Annotated in this window: 15 protein-coding genes and 1 tRNA gene; 2 read left to right on the forward strand and 14 right to left on the reverse strand. The window is 71.4% G+C overall.

Annotated elements, in window-relative coordinates:
• The first annotated feature begins 140 nt into the window (after window positions 1-140).
• Window positions 141-1,769: a long-chain fatty acid--CoA ligase gene (locus FHU30_RS20045; RefSeq protein ID WP_253877775.1), complete on the forward strand. Its 1,629-nt coding sequence runs from the start codon at window positions 141-143 to the stop codon at window positions 1,767-1,769.
• A 7-nt stretch (window positions 1,770-1,776) separates the two neighbouring features.
• Here FHU30_RS20045 and FHU30_RS20050 read toward each other — a convergent pair whose 3' ends face one another.
• From FHU30_RS20050 to FHU30_RS20070, 5 genes are all read right to left on the reverse strand, one after another.
• Entirely contained in the window at window positions 1,777-2,352 is a 576-nt protein-coding gene (locus FHU30_RS20050; RefSeq protein WP_253877777.1) for a TetR/AcrR family transcriptional regulator, read from the reverse strand.
• A gap of 60 nt (window positions 2,353-2,412) precedes the next feature.
• Window positions 2,413-3,138, reverse strand: coding sequence for a phosphodiester glycosidase family protein (locus tag FHU30_RS20055; RefSeq protein WP_253877779.1), 726 nt, complete (start codon window positions 3,136-3,138; stop codon window positions 2,413-2,415).
• 351 nt (window positions 3,139-3,489) lie between these two features.
• Window positions 3,490-4,143, reverse strand: a complete 654-nt coding sequence (locus tag FHU30_RS20060; RefSeq protein ID WP_253877781.1) for a hypothetical protein — start codon at window positions 4,141-4,143, stop codon at window positions 3,490-3,492.
• A 156-nt stretch (window positions 4,144-4,299) separates the two neighbouring features.
• Window positions 4,300-4,995, reverse strand: a complete 696-nt coding sequence (locus tag FHU30_RS20065) for a DUF2510 domain-containing protein (protein ID WP_253877783.1) — start codon at window positions 4,993-4,995, stop codon at window positions 4,300-4,302.
• A 76-nt stretch (window positions 4,996-5,071) separates the two neighbouring features.
• A tRNA-Asn gene (locus FHU30_RS20070) sits at window positions 5,072-5,144 on the reverse strand.
• Window positions 5,145-5,295: 151 nt separating this feature from the next.
• Here FHU30_RS20070 and FHU30_RS20075 point away from each other — a divergent pair.
• Complete coding sequence (locus FHU30_RS20075; protein ID WP_253877785.1) at window positions 5,296-5,715, forward strand: hypothetical protein; 420 nt, start codon at window positions 5,296-5,298, stop codon at window positions 5,713-5,715.
• Here FHU30_RS20075 and FHU30_RS20080 read toward each other — a convergent pair.
• The 9 genes from FHU30_RS20080 to dnaG all read right to left on the reverse strand — a co-directional run bounded on the left by FHU30_RS20080 (window position 5,712) and on the right by dnaG (window position 16,253).
• A complete protein-coding gene (locus FHU30_RS20080) occupies window positions 5,712-6,209 on the reverse strand; it encodes a hypothetical protein (protein WP_253877788.1) in 498 nt (165 codons plus the stop codon). The two genes, FHU30_RS20075 and FHU30_RS20080, sit on opposite strands and share 4 nt — an antisense overlap.
• A 16-nt stretch (window positions 6,210-6,225) precedes the next feature.
• Window positions 6,226-7,554: an MGH1-like glycoside hydrolase domain-containing protein gene (locus FHU30_RS20085; RefSeq protein ID WP_253877790.1), complete on the reverse strand. Its 1,329-nt coding sequence runs from the start codon at window positions 7,552-7,554 to the stop codon at window positions 6,226-6,228.
• 125 nt (window positions 7,555-7,679) lie between these two features.
• Window positions 7,680-8,843, reverse strand: a complete 1,164-nt coding sequence (locus FHU30_RS20090; protein WP_253877792.1) for a DUF475 domain-containing protein — start codon at window positions 8,841-8,843, stop codon at window positions 7,680-7,682.
• 94 nt (window positions 8,844-8,937) lie between these two features.
• Complete coding sequence (locus FHU30_RS20095) at window positions 8,938-9,585, reverse strand: TerD family protein (protein ID WP_253877794.1); 648 nt, start codon at window positions 9,583-9,585, stop codon at window positions 8,938-8,940.
• Between the two features lie 145 nt (window positions 9,586-9,730).
• Complete coding sequence (efeB, locus tag FHU30_RS20100) at window positions 9,731-11,014, reverse strand: iron uptake transporter deferrochelatase/peroxidase subunit (RefSeq protein ID WP_253877796.1); 1,284 nt, start codon at window positions 11,012-11,014, stop codon at window positions 9,731-9,733.
• Entirely contained in the window at window positions 11,011-12,156 is a 1,146-nt protein-coding gene (gene efeO / locus FHU30_RS20105; RefSeq protein ID WP_253877798.1) for an iron uptake system protein EfeO, read from the reverse strand. The genes efeB and efeO overlap by 4 nt, the downstream gene beginning before the upstream one ends.
• Window positions 12,157-12,301: 145 nt before the next feature.
• Window positions 12,302-12,757: a heavy metal-binding domain-containing protein gene (locus FHU30_RS20110; RefSeq protein WP_253877799.1), complete on the reverse strand. Its 456-nt coding sequence runs from the start codon at window positions 12,755-12,757 to the stop codon at window positions 12,302-12,304.
• 224 nt (window positions 12,758-12,981) lie between these two features.
• Entirely contained in the window at window positions 12,982-14,127 is a 1,146-nt protein-coding gene (rpoD, locus tag FHU30_RS20115; RefSeq protein WP_253878070.1) for an RNA polymerase sigma factor RpoD, read from the reverse strand.
• Window positions 14,128-14,204: 77 nt separating this feature from the next.
• Window positions 14,205-16,253: a DNA primase gene (dnaG, locus tag FHU30_RS20120; protein ID WP_253877800.1), complete on the reverse strand. Its 2,049-nt coding sequence runs from the start codon at window positions 16,251-16,253 to the stop codon at window positions 14,205-14,207.
• Window positions 16,254-16,462 lie beyond the last annotated feature (209 nt).

Genomic DNA, 16,462 nt, shown 5'->3' on the forward strand with positions numbered 1-16,462 from the left:
AGTGCGGTGGTGGAAGTGCGGTCACCGTAAGTCCGGACCCGCGGTGGCGGCAAGGGGTGGGCCGATATTGCATACCAACTGGTCGGTATGGTGATATCGAGCACACATACCGGCCGGTCGGTATCACCGGGAGGGTGGTCGTGATCACCAGCACCATGCAGGACTTCCCGCTCACGGTCGCCGCGCTCATGCGGCACGGGCGGTCGATCTACGCCGACAGCCAGTGCGTGACCTGGGCGGGCGGCGAGGAGCCGGCGCGGCGCGCGGGCTTCGGGGAGATCGCGGACAACGCGGAGCGGCTCGCGGCGGCGCTGACCAGGCTGGGCGTCCAGCCGGGCGACCGCGTGGCGACCTTCGCGTGGAACAACCAGGAGCATTTCGAGGCGTACCTCGCCGTCCCGTCCATGGGCGCGGTGCTGCACACGCTGAACATCCGGCTGTTCCCGGAGCAGCTCGCGCACATCGTCAACCACGCCGAGGACTCGGTGATCATCGTGGACGGCTCGCTCGTCCCGCTGCTCGCCCGGGTCGCCGACCGGATCCCGACCGTCCGGCACGTGATCATGGTCGGGGACGGCGACGCGTCCGCGCTCGGACGGCCCGTCCTGCGGTACTCCGAGCTGCTCGCCGCCGAGGAGCCGGGGTTCGCCTGGCCCGAGCTGGACGAGCGGTCGGCGGCGTCGATGTGCTACACGTCCGGCACGACCGGCGACCCGAAGGGCGTGGTGTACTCGCACCGCTCGACGTTCCTGCACGCGCTCGCGGCGAACTCGTCGTCGCTGGTCGGGCCGCGCGAGGACGACCGGGTGCTCGCGATCGTCCCGATGTTCCACGTGAACGCGTGGGGCCTGCCGTACGCGTCGCTGCTGTCCGGCGCGACCCTGCACATGCCGGACCGGTTCCTGCAGCCCGAGCACCTGACCGCGTTCATCGCGTCCGAGCGGACGACGGTCGCCTCGGCCGTCCCGACCATCTGGCACGCGATCCTCGACTACGGCGACCGGAACGAGATCGACCTGTCGTCGCTGCGGCTCGCCAACTCCGGCGGCGCCGCCGCGCCGCGCTCGCTGCTCGAACGCGCGCGGGACCGCTACGGGCTGCGGATCGTCCAGGGTTGGGGCATGACCGAAACCAGCCCGCTCGGCGGTATGGCGTTCCCGCCGCCGGGTGTCGACCCGGACTCGTCCGAGGACGTCGACTGGCGGATGAAGTCCGGCCGCGTCGCGCCCGGCGTCCAGATGCGGATCACCGACCCCGCGGGCGCCGAGCTGCCGTGGGACGGCGAGTCGGTCGGCGAGATCGAGGTCCGCGGCCCGTGGATCACCGGCTCCTACCACCTGGTGGACGCACCGGAGAAGTTCCACGACGGCTGGCTGCGCACCGGCGACGTCGGCACGATCGACCGGCGCGGCTTCTTCCAGATCACCGACCGGGTGAAGGACGTCATCAAGTCCGGCGGCGAGTGGATCTCGTCCGTCGAGCTGGAGGACCACCTGATGGCGCACCCGGCCGTCGCCGAGGCCGCCGTGATCGGCGTCCCGGACCCGCGCTGGGACGAGCGGCCGCTCGCCTGCGTCGTCCTTCGTCCGGACGCGTCGGCGACGGCCGCCGAGCTGGCCGATTTCCTGCGCGGCCGGATGGCGAAGTGGCAGGTCCCCGAGTACTGGACGTTCCTGGACGAGGTGCCCAAGACGACCGTCGGGAAGTTCGACAAGAAGCCGCTGCGCGCGCGGCACGCCGCGTCCGACCTGAAGATCGAGAAACTCTAGCCGCGGGCTAGGCGCGGGCGGCCAGGAGGCCGTCGAGGAACAGCCCGACGTAGTGCTCGCTGACCTCCTCGGCCTTCAGCCGCCCGCCGGGCCGGTACCACGCGCCGATCTGGTGGACCGTCCCGAAGAAGAAGTTCACCACGATGTCGGCCGGCGTCCCGGCGCGGAACGTCCCGTCGGCCTGCCCCTCCTCGACCAGCGCCCGGAACCGCTCGTGGTACCGGCGCCGCTCGGCGCGGACGGCCGCCTGCCGCTCCGGCGACAGCAGGTGCGTCGACCGGAAGAACACGCGCAGGTCCTCAAGGTTGGCGAACGAGGTGTTCAGCACGTCCACGGCCGCCGCCCGGACCCGCTCCTCCACCGTGCCCGGCCCGTCCGCGATCTGCTCCAGGCGCTTGGTCTGCATGTCCAGCAGCCGGTGGTAGATCTCGTAGAGCAGCTCGTCCTTGGACCCGTAGTAGTGGTACATCGCGCCCTTGGTGACGCCCGCCGCCTCCACGACCTCCTGGACGGACGTCCCCTCGTAGCCCTTCTCGGCGAACAGCCGCGTCGCGACGGCGACCAGCCGATCCTGAAGCGTCACCCGGCCCCGCCTTCCCGGAACAGCGGCAGCAAGCACCTCGCATGGTAGCGCGGGGCCCGTTCACCGCGGGACGGCCACCAGCGCCATCGGCAGCGCCCACCCGCGGAAGTCGACCAGCGGCCGCAGCAGCTGCAGGTGCCCGCCGTGCACGGCCGTCTCGTACTTCCCGCAGAAGTCGCGCCGGTACCCGTCCGCCACCACCTTCTGGCAGGCGACCGGCCCGCCGTCCAGGTTCAGCGCGAGCCGCAGGTCGAGCCCGGCGCGCGGCAGGAACTCCGAGAGCGCCGGCAGCGAGAAGTAGGCGTCCCGCGTCGTCCCCACGATGATCCGCCCGGCGCCGTCCTGCCCGAGGAAGCTCCGGTTGGCCAACCACCGCTCGTCCTTGCCCGCCGTCCGCCCGCGGCCGTCCCCGCCGACCAGTATCGGGTAGGACACCATCGCCTGCCGGGCCCCGTCGAGCGCCCGCCGCCAGTCCGTCCCGGCCAGATCCACCAGCTTCGCGCCGGAGTCCCCCGCCACGAACGCCCCGTGCGCCGCCTGGTAATCCTGCGGCCCGAGCCGCCGCCCGTCACTCACCACAGGCGTGTCCGGAAACCCGTGCCGTCCGAAGTAGCTCCCGTTGACGACCACCGAAGCCCCGGTCGCCTTCATCCACCCGCCGACCCCGCGATCCCCCGCCGGACGGTTCAGCACCCGAAACCGGTACCGCGCCGGATCAACCCTGGTGAGCAGCAACGCGTCCACGTCCTGCCCGCCCACCCGGACCGGCACCTCAGCGACATCCAACCCCCCGGCCACCTGCCGCCACGACACCGCCCCCACCGCATCCGGCGTCCGCCGCCCCGCCAGCGAAACCCGCATCCCCGCAGACAACCGCGAGTCCCCCACCCCCACGTTCACCCACGTAGAGGCCCCCCGTCGCAACATCACATTAACCCCATACCACCCACCCTCCCCATACGCCACGGCCCCCACTCCCACCACGACGAGCACGACCGCCGTCAGCACCGCGACCAACCACCACCAACTCCACCGAACCCGGCCAAGGATCATGCGAGATGAGACGCCGCCGACCTCACCCGAGTTCAGCGCTTGCCTTCGGCGAACGGCCGGGGCCCGCGCCCGGCTGCGGTGCCCTCACTGCTGGCGGGAGTCTTCGAGAATCCCGTTGATCACCGTGTCCGACATCGTCGGCGACTGGGGCTTGACTTCCACGTTCCACACAAAGGTGCCCTTGAGTCCGGTCATGAAGGTCCGGTTCTCAAAGGAGATTCCCCTGAGCAGTGGCATCTCGCGCGAGAGCTCGGTGATCTTGCCGGCATTGGCGTCGACCAGATCCTTATAACCGTGTGCGGTCGCGGCATCGGGCATCTCCACCCAGGAGACGGCGACCAGGACAAGGTCCCGGTCGATCTCGCCGAGCTGCACGAGCCCCCGCGCCATGCCCTTGCACGGATTCGTCCGGAGGAACTCCCGTACCCGCCCCTCAGAGCGCCCTGCACAGTCGGTCCCAAAGCTGATCGAGACCTTCGTGCCGTAATGACTGGCCTCCAACGCAACTCTGGCGCGAGTGATACCCGCTTGCGCGTCCGACGAGAGCGCGCCGCCGACCGCCCGAGGAGCGGCCGGTTTGCCCGCCTTCGGGGTCAGCAGTCCGTCGCCGGCCCAGCTCGCACCGCCGATGACCACCGTGACACTGACGCCGGCTGCGGCAACCTTGCCGGGATTCCTCCGCCAATGCCCCCTCACATACCGTCCATTACGATAGTGCGGGCGCACCCAATGCGACATAGAACTCCCCAGACTTGACGCATGCGGGGTGTCATGAGTCACTATCCGTGCTTTTCTAGCACGCCCTCCAAATGCGCGCCCACTGTCCGGACAGTGTCGAAACTGTAGTTCGTCCACATGCGGCTACCCGGCCGGCTCGCGAACGCTCCCGTGCCGTCAGGAGCGGTGGCGGGTGGCTATCTGGTTGATGAGGGGGGCGAGGAGGATGGCGTTGGGGGTTTCGTGGACGGCGACGGGGAGGGGTTTTTCGCGGCCGTGGACGAAGAGCCAGACGCGGCCGCCGTGGTCCTTCGCGCTCTGGATGGCCGTCCAGGGGAAGGAGTCGCGGCCTACGACTACGCCGCCGGGGTGGACGTGCGCCCGGCGGCTGAAGTCGATGGGCTGGCCGCGCCGGATCCGAGCGTCCATGCGGGCGAGGATGTCGGGTTCGACGCGTTCGCGTAGCAACCGCATCAGCGCGGTCCACGCCTCGGGGTCTTCCTTCTCCTTGTAGCGGCGGTAGAAGTCCGCGTGCACGTCGCCCCGGCTGCGGGACGGGTCCACGCCCGCCTTGAAGTTGTACTGGAAGTTGCCGCGGGTCGGGTCGTTCAGGCCCGAGCTGCCCTGGACCTTGCGCACCACCCAGTGGGACACCCACCGAATGTTCGCGATGGGGATCGTCCGGCCGTTCACGCCGAGGGTGTGCTGGTCGGCCCAGACGTGGAACTTGCGGTATTCCAGGTTGAACTGCGGGCCCCCGGGGGCTTGCGGCGCGTTCGGGGCGGGTTGGGCGTGGTCGGTCCAGACCGTTCCGTCCCACCAGCGGAGGCCGCCCCCGCCGTAGGGATCCGCATACCAACCCGGCTGACTCATGCCACCCTCCAGACGTGCGACGAGGCCGTCACCGTGGTGGTGACGGCCTCGGGCGCTCGCTCTGCGAGCGTGTGGGCTCCCGCGAGTGGACTCGAACCACTAACCTGCCGGTTAACAGCCGGCTGCTCTGCCGATTGAGCTACGCGGGATTGTCCCTGGTCTCCGGGGGTTTCGCCCCCTGGCGACAGGAATACATTAGCGCATCCGGGGAGTGGTTCGCGCATCTGAACCGGGGCGCGGGTGAGGCGTACGCGGGCGGGTATGGGTGGGTCACGGTTCGTGCAGTCCTGTGGGGGTGGGATGAAGTACCGGGTGACGTTCGCGGTCGGGGTCGCGGTGGGGTACGTGCTGGGCACGAGGGCCGGGCGCGAGCGGTACGACCAGATCAGGAAGGCCTCGCAGCGGATGGCCGAGAGCCCTGCGGTGCAGGGGGCCGCGGAGGCGGTGCGGGAACGGGCCTCGGACGCGCGGGAGCGGGTGGCCGGGGCGGCCCGCGAGCGCGGCGGGCCGCTGGCGCGGTTCGCCGGGTCCTCGGACGGCGGCGCCTCGTCGCCGCGGCACGGCGGCGTCGGGCGCGCCGGCGGGATGAGCCGGACCGAGTCGCGGCCGGTCAGCACCCAGGGCGGACGGTCCGGGGTGTCGGGCGGGCAGGGCGGCGAGACGTCCAGCGCCTGGGTCGGGCCCGGGATGGAGGCGGGCCGGGAGGCCGAGGACTTCTAGAGGCCGGTCGAGCGGCGGAGGTCTTCGAGGACCTGCTCGGCCTGGGCGCGCAGGCCGGGGTCGGCGGGGTCGAGGCCGGGGTCGAAGACGAAGGTCCAGCGGACCTCGCCGCCGCCGGGCGGGCGCCGGCCCGCGATGCGGACGCCTCCGCCGCCGGGCAGCTCGGCATGGTGCGAGACGGCGACCGTGGAGGTGACGCGCTCGCGGACGGTCTCGGGCACCGAGCCGGCGTCGGTCAGCCGGACGTGGTGCTCCGGCCCGCCGAGGGTCTCCTGGACGTGCAGCCAGCCGTCCTTCCAGGACGCCTGGTCGACCTGCTCCCAGGGGACGCGGGCCAGGCCGTCCCCGGTCGGGACGTAGAGCGCCCGGGCCGTCGCGACGACGTGCGAGCCGCCGCGGGTGGGGGCGGTGGCGAGGACGCGGTCGCCGCGCGGCAGGTCCAGCGCGGCGCGGACGTCCGCGGGGAGGGCTCGGGTCGACCTGGGGAGGCGCATGATCCCCAGGGTAGTCTCACGCGGCCCGCGGGGCCCTCCTGGCCGCCAGCAGGTCCAGGACGAGACCGGCGGACCAGCTGTAGTCGTGGCTGCCGCGGCCTGTGCCGTCGAACGGGTCGAAGTACTCGCGGAAGCCGGACTGCCGGACGAGCCGGAGCGTGGACCCGTACAGCAGGTCGGCGACGACGGTGAGGCCGTGGCCGAGGGCGCCGTGCCACAGCAGCCAGTTGGTGTTGATCCAGGTGGGGCCGCGCCAGTAGCCGCCGCGGTCGAACGCGGGCGCCTGGATGTCGCAGGTCGGCACGGGGTACCCGGCGGCACCGGCGAAGCGGGCGGACAGCAGCAGGTCGACGGTCTGGCGGACGGCCGCGGACGGCAGGTCCGGGTCGAGGAGCGGGACGAACGCGGCGACCGTGACGACCGGGAGGAGCCGGTCGTCCCGGAGGTCGCGGGCTCGGAAGCAGCCCTGCTCGGTGTCCCAGAGCCGTTCCAGGAGGGCGGTGTGGATGCGGGCCGCCCGGTCCAGGTGGGGACGCGTGTCCGCGCCCAGGAGCGCCGCGATTTCGGCCAGCGCATGTTCGGACGCCAAGTAGACGGCGTTGAACAGCGGGTCCTCTACGGCGAACGGGTGGTCCTCGCGCATGTAGGCGGGGTCGTAGTCGTGCGCGCGCAGGAGGGCGACCAGGTGGACGTACCGGTCGTAGTCCTCGCCTGTAGGGAGGTCGCGCGGCGTCCTGGACGGCGAGTACGCGGCGGGCGGCAGGCGCAGGGCCCCTAGCGGACGGTCCCAGGTAGGGCTGTTGTCCATGCCCGATTCCCACGGATGGCAGATCGCGGCCAAACCCGAGCCCGCCAGGTCGCGCGCCCGGGCCAGGTAGCGGTGCTGGGCGGCCAGGCACGGGTAGAGCCCGCGCAGGAAGTCCAGGCTGCGGATCGCGTCGGACGGCGGCGCGGACGCGTGCAGCCGGAGCGCCGCGAGCGCGTGCAGCGGCGGCTGGGTGAGGCCGGACGTCCGGACGCCGCGCGGCGCGCGGGAGCGGCCGCCGTCGCCGTGCCACAGCTCCGGACCCGGGAAGTAGGCGTGCCGGGCGAGGGTCTCGTTGAAGACCATGTGCGGGAGCAGGCCGTCCGCCCACTGGCCGCGGAACAGCGACAGCAGCTCGCGTTCGGCGCGGTCGCGGCGGTGCCGGGCGAGCCCCATCGCCACGAACGCCGAGTCCAGGCTCCACTGGTGCGGGTACAGGCCCGGGGACGGGACCGTCGCCGTCCCCGTCCAGTTGGCGTCCAGGACCCGTGCCGCGGCCTGCCACAGCGCGGTCTCGTCGCCGGTGAGACGGGAGCTCATGGGTGTCGCATGTCCTCCCGGCCGGTGCGGTTACCGCGATTGTGACCGCTCGGAAGCGTTCCGACGACCCTTTGCGGGGCGTAGCTTGTCTTCGTCCGGAGGGCTCTGTCCGTGATTGACCGCTGTCAGCGGTCGATCATCGAGGCGGGGTCGGCGGGCGCTCCGTCCGCCGCCGCCTCGGGTGTCCCGGCCTCATCCGCGGCCTCGTCGGCGGCCTCGGCCGCGGCCTCGCGCCGGTTGCGGACGACCGAGGACACGAACGACACCAGGATCAGGCCCGCGCCGATGCCGCCGGTCAGCCAGTCGGGCAGCTCGTGCCCGATGCTGATCATCATGCACACCGAGAGCGCGCCGATCGCCCAGTGCGCGCCGTGCTCCAGGTAGACGTACTCGTGCAGGGTGCCCTTGCGGACGAGGTAGACCGTCAGGGACCGGATGTACATCGCGCCGACGCCGAGGCCGAGCGCGATGACGATCGGGTCGGTGCTGATCGCGAACGCGCCGATCACGCCGTCGAACGAGAACGACGCGTCCAGCACCTCCAGGTACAGGAACAGGAAGAATCCGGCCTTGCCGACGGCGAGCGCGGCACTGCTCGGGCCGCCGCGGCGGGCGGGGGCGCCGGGGGCGCCGGCGGCGTCGGCCTCGTCCGCGGTCTCCTCGATGCCGGCGTCGGAGAACATCTCACCCAGGCCGTCCACCAGGATGTAGGTGATCATGCCGAGCACCCCGGCGATCATCACCTCGGCCGGGTCGTCGGCGACCAGCCCGGACACCGCGGCCAGCACGCCGCCGGTGACCACGACGGGCAGCTGGTCGAGCCGTCCGAACCGGGCCAGCGCCGCCTCGACCGGACCGAGCCAGCGCAGCTCCCGGTCCTCGAACACCCAGTTCAGGAACAGCATCAGCAGGAACGCGCCGCCGAACCCGGCGATCATCGGGTAGGCGTCCCGCATGATCGCCTCGTACCGGTGCGGCTCGGACAGCGCCAGGTCGAACGCCCGCAGCGGGCTCAGCTTCGCGGTCAGCGCCACGATGACCAGCGGGAACACCAGGCGCATGCCGAACACCGCGATCGCGATGCCGACGGTCAGGAAGACCTTCTGCCAGAACGGCGCCATCCGGTCGAGGACCTTGGCGTTCACCACGGCGTTGTCGAACGACAGCGAGATCTCCAGGACGGCCAGGATCGCCACCAGGGCGAGCGCTTCCGGGCCCTGGTAGGCCAGCGCGACGAGCAGGGCCACCACCGTGAGGGCGGCGGACCAGCCGAAGGTGCGAAGGATCATGGCCCCGGTTTCCGTGTCGAGGGTCGATAGGGGGTGCGGTTCATCGGGCCGCCAGGCTGCGGGCGGGTCATCGGGCCGCCGGGCCGTGGGCGGGTCATCGGGCCGCCAGGCCGTGGTCGAGGACGATCTCGCGCAGGCCGCCGGGATGGCCGCGGCCCACCGCGCGGAACCGCCAGCCGCCGCCGTGCCGGTCCAGCTCGCCCATCACGACGGCCGTCGCGCCGTCCTGGCCCGCGGGCAGGTCGTAGCGGGCCAGCTCGGCGCCGTCCGGCCGCCGCGCGAGCCGGACGAACACCCCGCCGACCTGGCCGAAGTGCTGGCCGCGGTTGGCCGCGTCGAAGATAGAGACGGGGAAGGCGATGCGGGCGCAGCGCTCCGGGACGGCGGCGAGGTCCACGCCGATGGTCTCGCCCTCGGTATGGACGCCGGCGGTCTCGCCGCCGGCGTGCTTGCCGCTGGCGTGCCTGCCGCCGGCGTGCTTGCCGTGGTGCTCGACCGAGCCGTCCGGGCTGCGCGGGTTGTTGAAGTGGACGAAGTGGTCCTCGGACAGGACGGCACCGGCGCCGTCCAGCATGAGGGCCGAGGCGTCCAGGTCGAAGTCGGCGCGGGACTCCTCCGGCGGCGTCCAGCCGAAACCGACCGAAAGCGCGGACGCAGCGGGTCCGGAAGACGCAGCGGGTCCGGAAGACGCAGCGGGTCCGGAAAGGGGGACGGCGTCGCCACCGGTGAGCGGTGCACCCATGACGGACCACTTCCTCGGAGTCGGCGGACGCGCCGCGAGCGACGGCGGAGCCGGGCCGCACGACGCTCTTGGACGCTCTCGCGATGCTATCCGTTCCCGCGCGGAACGGGTTCGCACGGCCCGTCCCGCCTGTTCCGCCTTCCCCTTACGCGAACAGGGTTTCGCCCCAGTAGCCGCCCTCGCGGACGCCCGGCGGGCAGGCGTAGACGCCCGACCCGACGTGCTGGATGTACTCGTTCATCGCGTCCGTCGCCAGGTTGTTCTGGACGCGGATGAAGCCGGTGCGCGGGTCCCGCTGGAAGGCGATGAAGAACAGGCCCGCGTCGAGGCGGCCGAGGCCGTCCGAGCCGTCGGTGAACGAGTAGCCGCGGCGCAGGATCCGGGTGCCGCCGTTGGAGTCCGGGTGCGCGAGCCGGACGTGCGCGGTCGGCTTCAGCTTGGCGAGGTCGACCTCGTCGTGCTCGCGCCGCTGCCCGGCCGGGGCGCCCTCGTTCTTGTCCCGGCCGATCACGTCCTGCTGCTCGCCGAGGGACGTGCGGTCCCAGGTCTCGATGTGCATCCGGATGCGGCGCGCGACGAGGTAGGTGCCGCCCGCCATCCAGTCCGAACCGTCCGACTTGGACGCCCAGATGTGCTTGTCCAGCGCGGTCGTCTCGGTGCCGGCGACGTTGCGGGTGCCGTCCTTGAAACCGAACATGTTGCGCGGGGTCTGCGCGTCCGGGGTGGTGGAGGACGTCTTGCCGAACCCGAGCTGCGACCAGCGGACCGCGACGACGCCGAACCCGATGCGCGCCAGGTTGCGGATCGCGTGCACCGCGACCTGCGGGTCGTCCGCGCATGCCTGGACGACGATGTCGCCGCCGCAGCGGTTCGGGTCGAGGTTGTCGCCGGGGAACTGCGGCAGGTCGACCAGCGCGGCCGGGCGCTTGGACTTGATGCCGAACCGGTCCTTGCCGTCCTTCTCGAACAGCGTCGGGCCGAAGCCGACGGTCAGCGTCAGCCGGGACGGCGGCAGGCCGAGCGCCTCGCCCGTGTCGTCCGGCGGGGACACCGCGGGGCCGCCGACCGCGCCCGCGCCGACCGGCTTCCCGGCGGTCATGGCGGCGGCCGCGGCGGTCCAGTCCTTCAGCATCCGGACGAGCTTGGCGCGGTCGCTCGTGACGACGTCGAACGCGGCGAAGTGCAGCCGGTCCTGGACGGGCGTCGCGATACCGGCCTGGTGCGGGCCGTGGAACGGCACCGCGGACGTGCTGTCGTTCTTGGTGTCGTCGTCGGTCGCGGACGCGACGCGCTCGATCCCGACACCGGCCGCGGCGCCGACGAGCAGGCTCGCGCCGCCGAAGCCGAGCATCCGCCGCCGGGAGAGCCTCCCGCGCGCCTCGTCGCCGTCCTTCTCCCGACCGTCCTTCGCCTCTTCGGCCCTGGTCACTTGGCCACCACTCCCGCGAGCTTGGACAGGGGCTCGCCGAGGGCGTTCACCGCGTCGGCGAGCGTCTTGCGGTCGTTCGGGCCGACGGTGTCGTAGGAGACGTACCCGTCGCCCTTCCTGTACTTGTCGAGCAGCTTCTCCACGGCGGCGAAGTTGTCGTCGAGGTCCTTGGCGAGCTGCGCGTCCTTCTGCTGGACGACCGGACGGAGCAGGTCGTAGACCTTCTTCGCGCCGTCCACGTTGCCCTTGAAGTCCCAGAGGTCGGTGTGGCTGAACGCCTCCTCCTCACCGGTGACCTTGCCGGTGGCGACCTCGTCGAGCAGCTCCTTCGCGCCGTGCGCCATGTCGTTGACCGGGTCGAGCGTCAGCGTCGCCATCTGGCCCTTGAGGTTCTTCAGGTCGGCCATCAGCCGGTCGGCGTACTGCTCCTTGCCCTTGACCGAGCCGTCCTTCCAGAGCGCCTTCTCCAGCAGGTGCCAGCCGGACCAGTTCGGCTTCTCGGCGGGCTTCAGGTCGGCCTCGCGCGCGTCGACCCGCGGGTCGATGTCGCCGAACTTCTCCGCGACCGGCTCGATCGTCTCCCAGCCCATCCGGGACGGCGCGTAGAGCTCCTTGGCCTTCGCCACGTCGCCCGCCTTGACCGCGTCGGCGAACTTCTGCGTCTTGGCGATCGTCCCGTCCACCTGCGCGAGGACGAACGACTTGTACTCGCCGACCGCCTGGTTCAGGCGCGGGTCGGCCGCCCCGGCGGTGCCGCCCGAGCCGGTGACCTTGATGTCCTGGGTCGGGCCCTTGCCGGTCTGACCCGCGCTGCACAGCGCCTTGTAGTCGCCGGCGGCCAGGTTCACCACGAAGTTGACCGCCGTGCCCGGGCCGATGTTCTCCCGCTCGGCGAGGATCTTGCCGTCCGGGCGGAGGATCTCGAACTCGTTCGCCTGCGAGCCCTTGTTGACCACCCGGAAGGTGATCTTGCCCGCGGGCAGCTCCTTCTTGGCGACCTCGCAGGCGCTGTCGGACGCGGTCACCTTGATCGCGCCGCCGCCGTCCTTCCCGCCACCGTCGTCACCGCCGCCGCAGGCCGCGAGCAGGGACGCCGAGAGGGCGGTGGCGCCCGCGAGGGCGAGGACGGGGGTGGGACGCATGGGGACTCCAGGACGGTCATTGGTTAGGCTTGCCTAAATTAGCTGAACCTAACCAGAGGCCGTCAAGTCGCGCCCCGGACAGTGAGCAAAACCACCCCTCCCCCGATATAAGCCGACGGAGACCGAGATGGTGGAACGAACCGGGTCAGCGTCCGGGGTCGCGGAGGCCGATCGTGAGGTTGCGCGCCGCCATCGGCGGCCCGCCCGGAGCCGGCTCCCCGCCGAACGGCGGCACCGCGCCCTGCTGCTGGTACTGCTGCGGCTGGTTCTGGACGTTCTGGACGGGCTCGACCCACACGGCCGTCCCGTACGCGCACACCTCGTGCCCGCCCCCGTGGCCGAGCGGCACCGCGTCCAGCCGCATCCCCACCACGGCGTTCGCGCCCTTGCGGCGCGCGTCGTCGGCCAGCCGCTCGACGGCCTGGCGCCGCGCGGCGAGCAACCCCGCCGCGGCCTGCTCCCCGGTACCCATCCGGAACGTCCCGCTGGACCCGTCCCCCGGCGCCGCCGCCTGATCTGCCTGGACGGCCACCCCCAGCACCTCACCGAGCATCCCGCGAATCGCGTACCCGGCCAGCGCGTCAGTCGTCACGATCAGCATGGCACGACACGCTACCCCCCTCTTCCGACACAAGCGTCAACTCACCACCTCAACCCACGATTCACCTGTCCTCGGACACCGGTGCGTGCCCGCGCGACGACCGCCCGCGCACAGGCACGAGCGCGGGCACAGGCACGAGCACAGGCGCGGGCGCGGGCACGCCGGACGGGCCGCGCCCTCCTGGGAGGACGCGGCCCGGGGGTGGCGGGTGGGATAAAGGAGCGCTAGTCGAGATATTCGCGGAGCATTTGGGCGCGGGAGGGGTGGCGGAGCTTGGCCAGGGTCTTGGACTCGATCTGCCGGATGCGCTCGCGCGTGACGCCGAACTCCCGGCCGACCTCCTCCAAGGTCCGGGGGTGGCCGTCGGTCAGGCCGAAGCGCAGCTGGATGATGCGCTGCTCCCGTTCCGACAGGGTGCCGAGGATGTCCTCCAGCTGGTCCTGCAGCAGGATGAACGCGGCCGCCTCGATCGGCACGACGGCGTCGGAGTCCTCGATGAAGTCGCCGAGGTCGGAGTCCTCCTCACCGATCGGGGACTGGAGCGACACCGGCTCCTGGGCGATCCGCTGGATCTCCACGACCCGGGTGGCGGTCAGCCCCATCTCCCGGCCGATCTCGTCGGGGATCGGTTCGCGGCCGAGGTCCTGGTGGAGCTGGCGCTGCACGCGCACCAGCTTGTTGATCGTCTCCACCATGTGCACCGGGATCCGGATGGTCCGGGCCTGGTCGGCGATCGCCCTCGTGATCGCCTGGCGGATCCACCAGGTGGCGTAGGTCGAGAACTTGAACCCCTTGGTGTAGTCGAATTTCTCGACGGCGCGGATGAGTCCGAGATTTCCCTCCTGAATCAGGTCGAGGAACAGCATGCCCCGGCCCACATAGCGTTTGGCGATCGAGACGACCAACCGCAGGTTCGCCTCGATCAGACGTTGCTTCGCCCGGATTCCCTCCCGGGAGAGCAGTTCGAGGTCGCACCTCTGCGCCGGGGAGAGGATGGCGGTGTGCGCCAGTTTCTCCTCGGCGAAAAGACCCGCCTCGATCGATTTCGCCAGTTCTACTTCATCTTCTGCCGTGAGGAGCGGAACGCGACCGATCTCTCTCAGGTAGATGCGCACCAGGTCGCTCGTTGGCGCCCGCTTGCCGAGATCTGCCTCGTCTGCTCGCGCGACGTCCTCGGTCTCCTGCGGAGACTCCAGGACCTCGACCCCCTGTTCCGCGAGCATTCGGACGACCCGCTCCAACGAGTCGTCCGGCAAGTCCGAGCGGTCGAGTGCGGCAGCGACGTCATCGACGGTCACACCGCCGCGTTCTCTGCCACGTGCGACGAGGTCCGCCACCTGGTCAACCGATGGCGCCTCGCTTGGCAGCACCGAAGGGCCCACGGGGACAGTCTGCGTTATGGAGGGCCTAGATCACAGGACCCATTTTGCGGTCTCTTGACTTACCGCTATCCAAGCCCGCGCTCCCGCAACACCCGTCTCTGCTGCTCAAGCGCGACAAGATCACCGAAGAGCCGATGGTATTCCTCGGCCTGCTCGGCCGGATTCAGCCGTCCGAGTTTAGATTTGACGTCCGCGATCTGCCGGGTGAGCAGGCGTTCCTGGATTCGGGCCAGCAGTGCGGCGGCATAACGGTCATCCGATTCGGACGCGGACTGTGTCGGCTCGACTCCGAGCATGGTGATCAGGTCTCTGACCTGCGTGTTCGCCGCCTGCTCCAGCAGCCGGGAGATCCACTCGGCCGGATCCGCCGCCGACGCGACCCCGCCGACCGCCCCCACGACACCCCGGACCGTCGCGAACTGGGGCACCAGAAACGCCTCGCCCGGAACCACGTCGAACCCCGGCCCGACCACCGCCGGACGCTGCACTACCAGCTTCAACAGCTCCCGCTCCAGCAGGACGCCGGGGTCGTGCGGGTCGTAGGTCGGCATTTCGGACCGGCCCGAATCCGCGCCCGCCTCGTCCTGCCCCTGGCCCTGCCCGGACGTCCCGTAACCGCCGGACGACCCGGCCGACGCGCCGCCTCCGTTGAAGCCCTGACCGCCGCCGTAACCGCCGCCGTTCCGGCCGCCCGCGCCGTTCCCGTTGCCGTTCGCGCCGCCGCGCTGGCCGTTGCCGCCGCCCTGCCCCGGACGGCCCTGGCCGTTGCGGCGGGCCTGCTCGCGCTGGGACAGGTCGCGGACGCGCTGGAGCACGAAACGCTCGTCCATGATGCCGAGCCACCGGTCGAGGCTGACCGCGTACATCTGCCGGAGCGCCCGGTCCTTGATGCGCGCGACGACCGGCGCGGCCGCGTCGAGCGCGGCGAGCCGCCCCTCGGCCGTGTTCAGGTTGTGCTCGCCGATCCGCGACCGCACGACGAACTCGAACAGCGGCGTGCGCGAGGCCACCAGGTCGCGCACGGCCGCCTCGCCATGGCGGACGCGCAGGTCGCAGGGGTCCAGGCCGTCCGGCTGGACGGCCACGAAGGTCTGCGTGACGAACTTCTGCTCGCCCTCGAACGCGCGCAGCGCGGCCTTCTGCCCGGCCGCGTCGCCGTCGAAGGTGAAGATCACCTCGCCGCGGAACTCGTCCTGGTCCATCAGCAGCCGGCGGAGGATCTTGATGTGCTCGTCCCCGAAGGACGTCCCGCAGGTCGCGACGGCCGTGGGCACGCCGGACAGGTGGCAGGCCATCACGTCGGTGTAGCCCTCGACGACGACCGCCTGCCGGGACCGCGCGATCTCCTTCTTCGCCAGGTCGGCCCCGTACAGGACGTTCGACTTGTGGAAGATCGGCGTCTCGGGGGTGTTCAGGTACTTCGGGCCGTCGTCGTCCTCGTAGAGCTTGCGCGCGCCGAACCCGACGACATCGCCCGACAGGTCGCGGATCGGCCACATCAGGCGGCCGCGGAACCGGTCCATCGGGCCGCGGCGGCCCTCCTTGGCCAGCCCGCCGGCGATCAGCTCGGCATCGGCGAACCCGCGTCCCCGCAGGTGGCGGACGAGGCCCTCCCACTCGCGCGGCGCGAACCCGACCCCGAACCGCTCGGCGTCGGCCGCCTCGAAGCCGCGCCCGGACAGGAACTGCCGCCCGATCATGCCCTCGGGCGCGCGCAGGTTCTCGGCGAAGAACTCGGCCGCCGCCCTGTGCGCCTCGACCAGCCGCGCGCGCTGCCCCTGGTCGCGGCGGGGCTCGAACGCGCCGCCCTCCTCGTACCGGAGCTGGATGCCCGCCTTGGCGGCCAGCCGCTCGACGGCCTCGGTGAAGCCGAGGTGGTCCATCTCCTGGACGAACTTGATGACGTCCCCGCCGGCCCCGCAGCCGAAGCAATACCAGAGGCCACGAGCCGGGGTGACGTTGAACGAGGGCGACTTCTCATCGTGGAACGGGCAAAGGCCCTTGAGGTTGCCCCCGCCCGCGCTCCGCAGCTGGAGGTACTCGCCGATCACGGCGTCGATCGACGATCGCTCCCGTACGAGCGCTATGTCCTCATTGCGAATCCGGCCTGCCACAGCGAACGAGTCTAGGCGCGCGCCCGGACATTCCGCGCCGCTTGCCCGACCTCGCCCACCCCTGGCCGCCCCCGCCATGGAGCAGCCGCCCACAAGGCAGGAGCCTCAGAGCCTGCGCCCAGCTGCCCGCTGCCACCCGACCAGCAGCCGAAACTCCTGTCGAACACCTCGCTCCCTCGGAGGGGGAACGCCTAGCAACGCATGGCCGA

The sequence above is a fragment of the Actinomadura rupiterrae genome (assembly GCF_024172125.1).
Classification (GTDB): domain Bacteria; phylum Actinomycetota; class Actinomycetes; order Streptosporangiales; family Streptosporangiaceae; genus Spirillospora; species Spirillospora rupiterrae.

Coding starts and splice junctions, on each gene's coding strand:
- FHU30_RS20060 (WP_253877781.1), bottom strand. CDS start 4,143: ATGTCGCATTGGGTGCGCCCGCACTATCGTAATGGACGGTATGTGAGG.
- FHU30_RS20065 (WP_253877783.1), bottom strand. CDS start 4,995: ATGAGTCAGCCGGGTTGGTATGCGGATCCCTACGGCGGGGGCGGCCTC.
- FHU30_RS20075 (WP_253877785.1), top strand. CDS start 5,296: ATGAAGTACCGGGTGACGTTCGCGGTCGGGGTCGCGGTGGGGTACGTG.
- FHU30_RS20080 (WP_253877788.1), bottom strand. CDS start 6,209: ATGCGCCTCCCCAGGTCGACCCGAGCCCTCCCCGCGGACGTCCGCGCC.
- FHU30_RS20085 (WP_253877790.1), bottom strand. CDS start 7,554: ATGAGCTCCCGTCTCACCGGCGACGAGACCGCGCTGTGGCAGGCCGCG.
- FHU30_RS20090 (WP_253877792.1), bottom strand. CDS start 8,843: ATGATCCTTCGCACCTTCGGCTGGTCCGCCGCCCTCACGGTGGTGGCC.
- FHU30_RS20095 (WP_253877794.1), bottom strand. CDS start 9,585: ATGGGTGCACCGCTCACCGGTGGCGACGCCGTCCCCCTTTCCGGACCC.
- efeO (WP_253877798.1), bottom strand. CDS start 12,156: ATGCGTCCCACCCCCGTCCTCGCCCTCGCGGGCGCCACCGCCCTCTCG.
- FHU30_RS20110 (WP_253877799.1), bottom strand. CDS start 12,757: ATGCTGATCGTGACGACTGACGCGCTGGCCGGGTACGCGATTCGCGGG.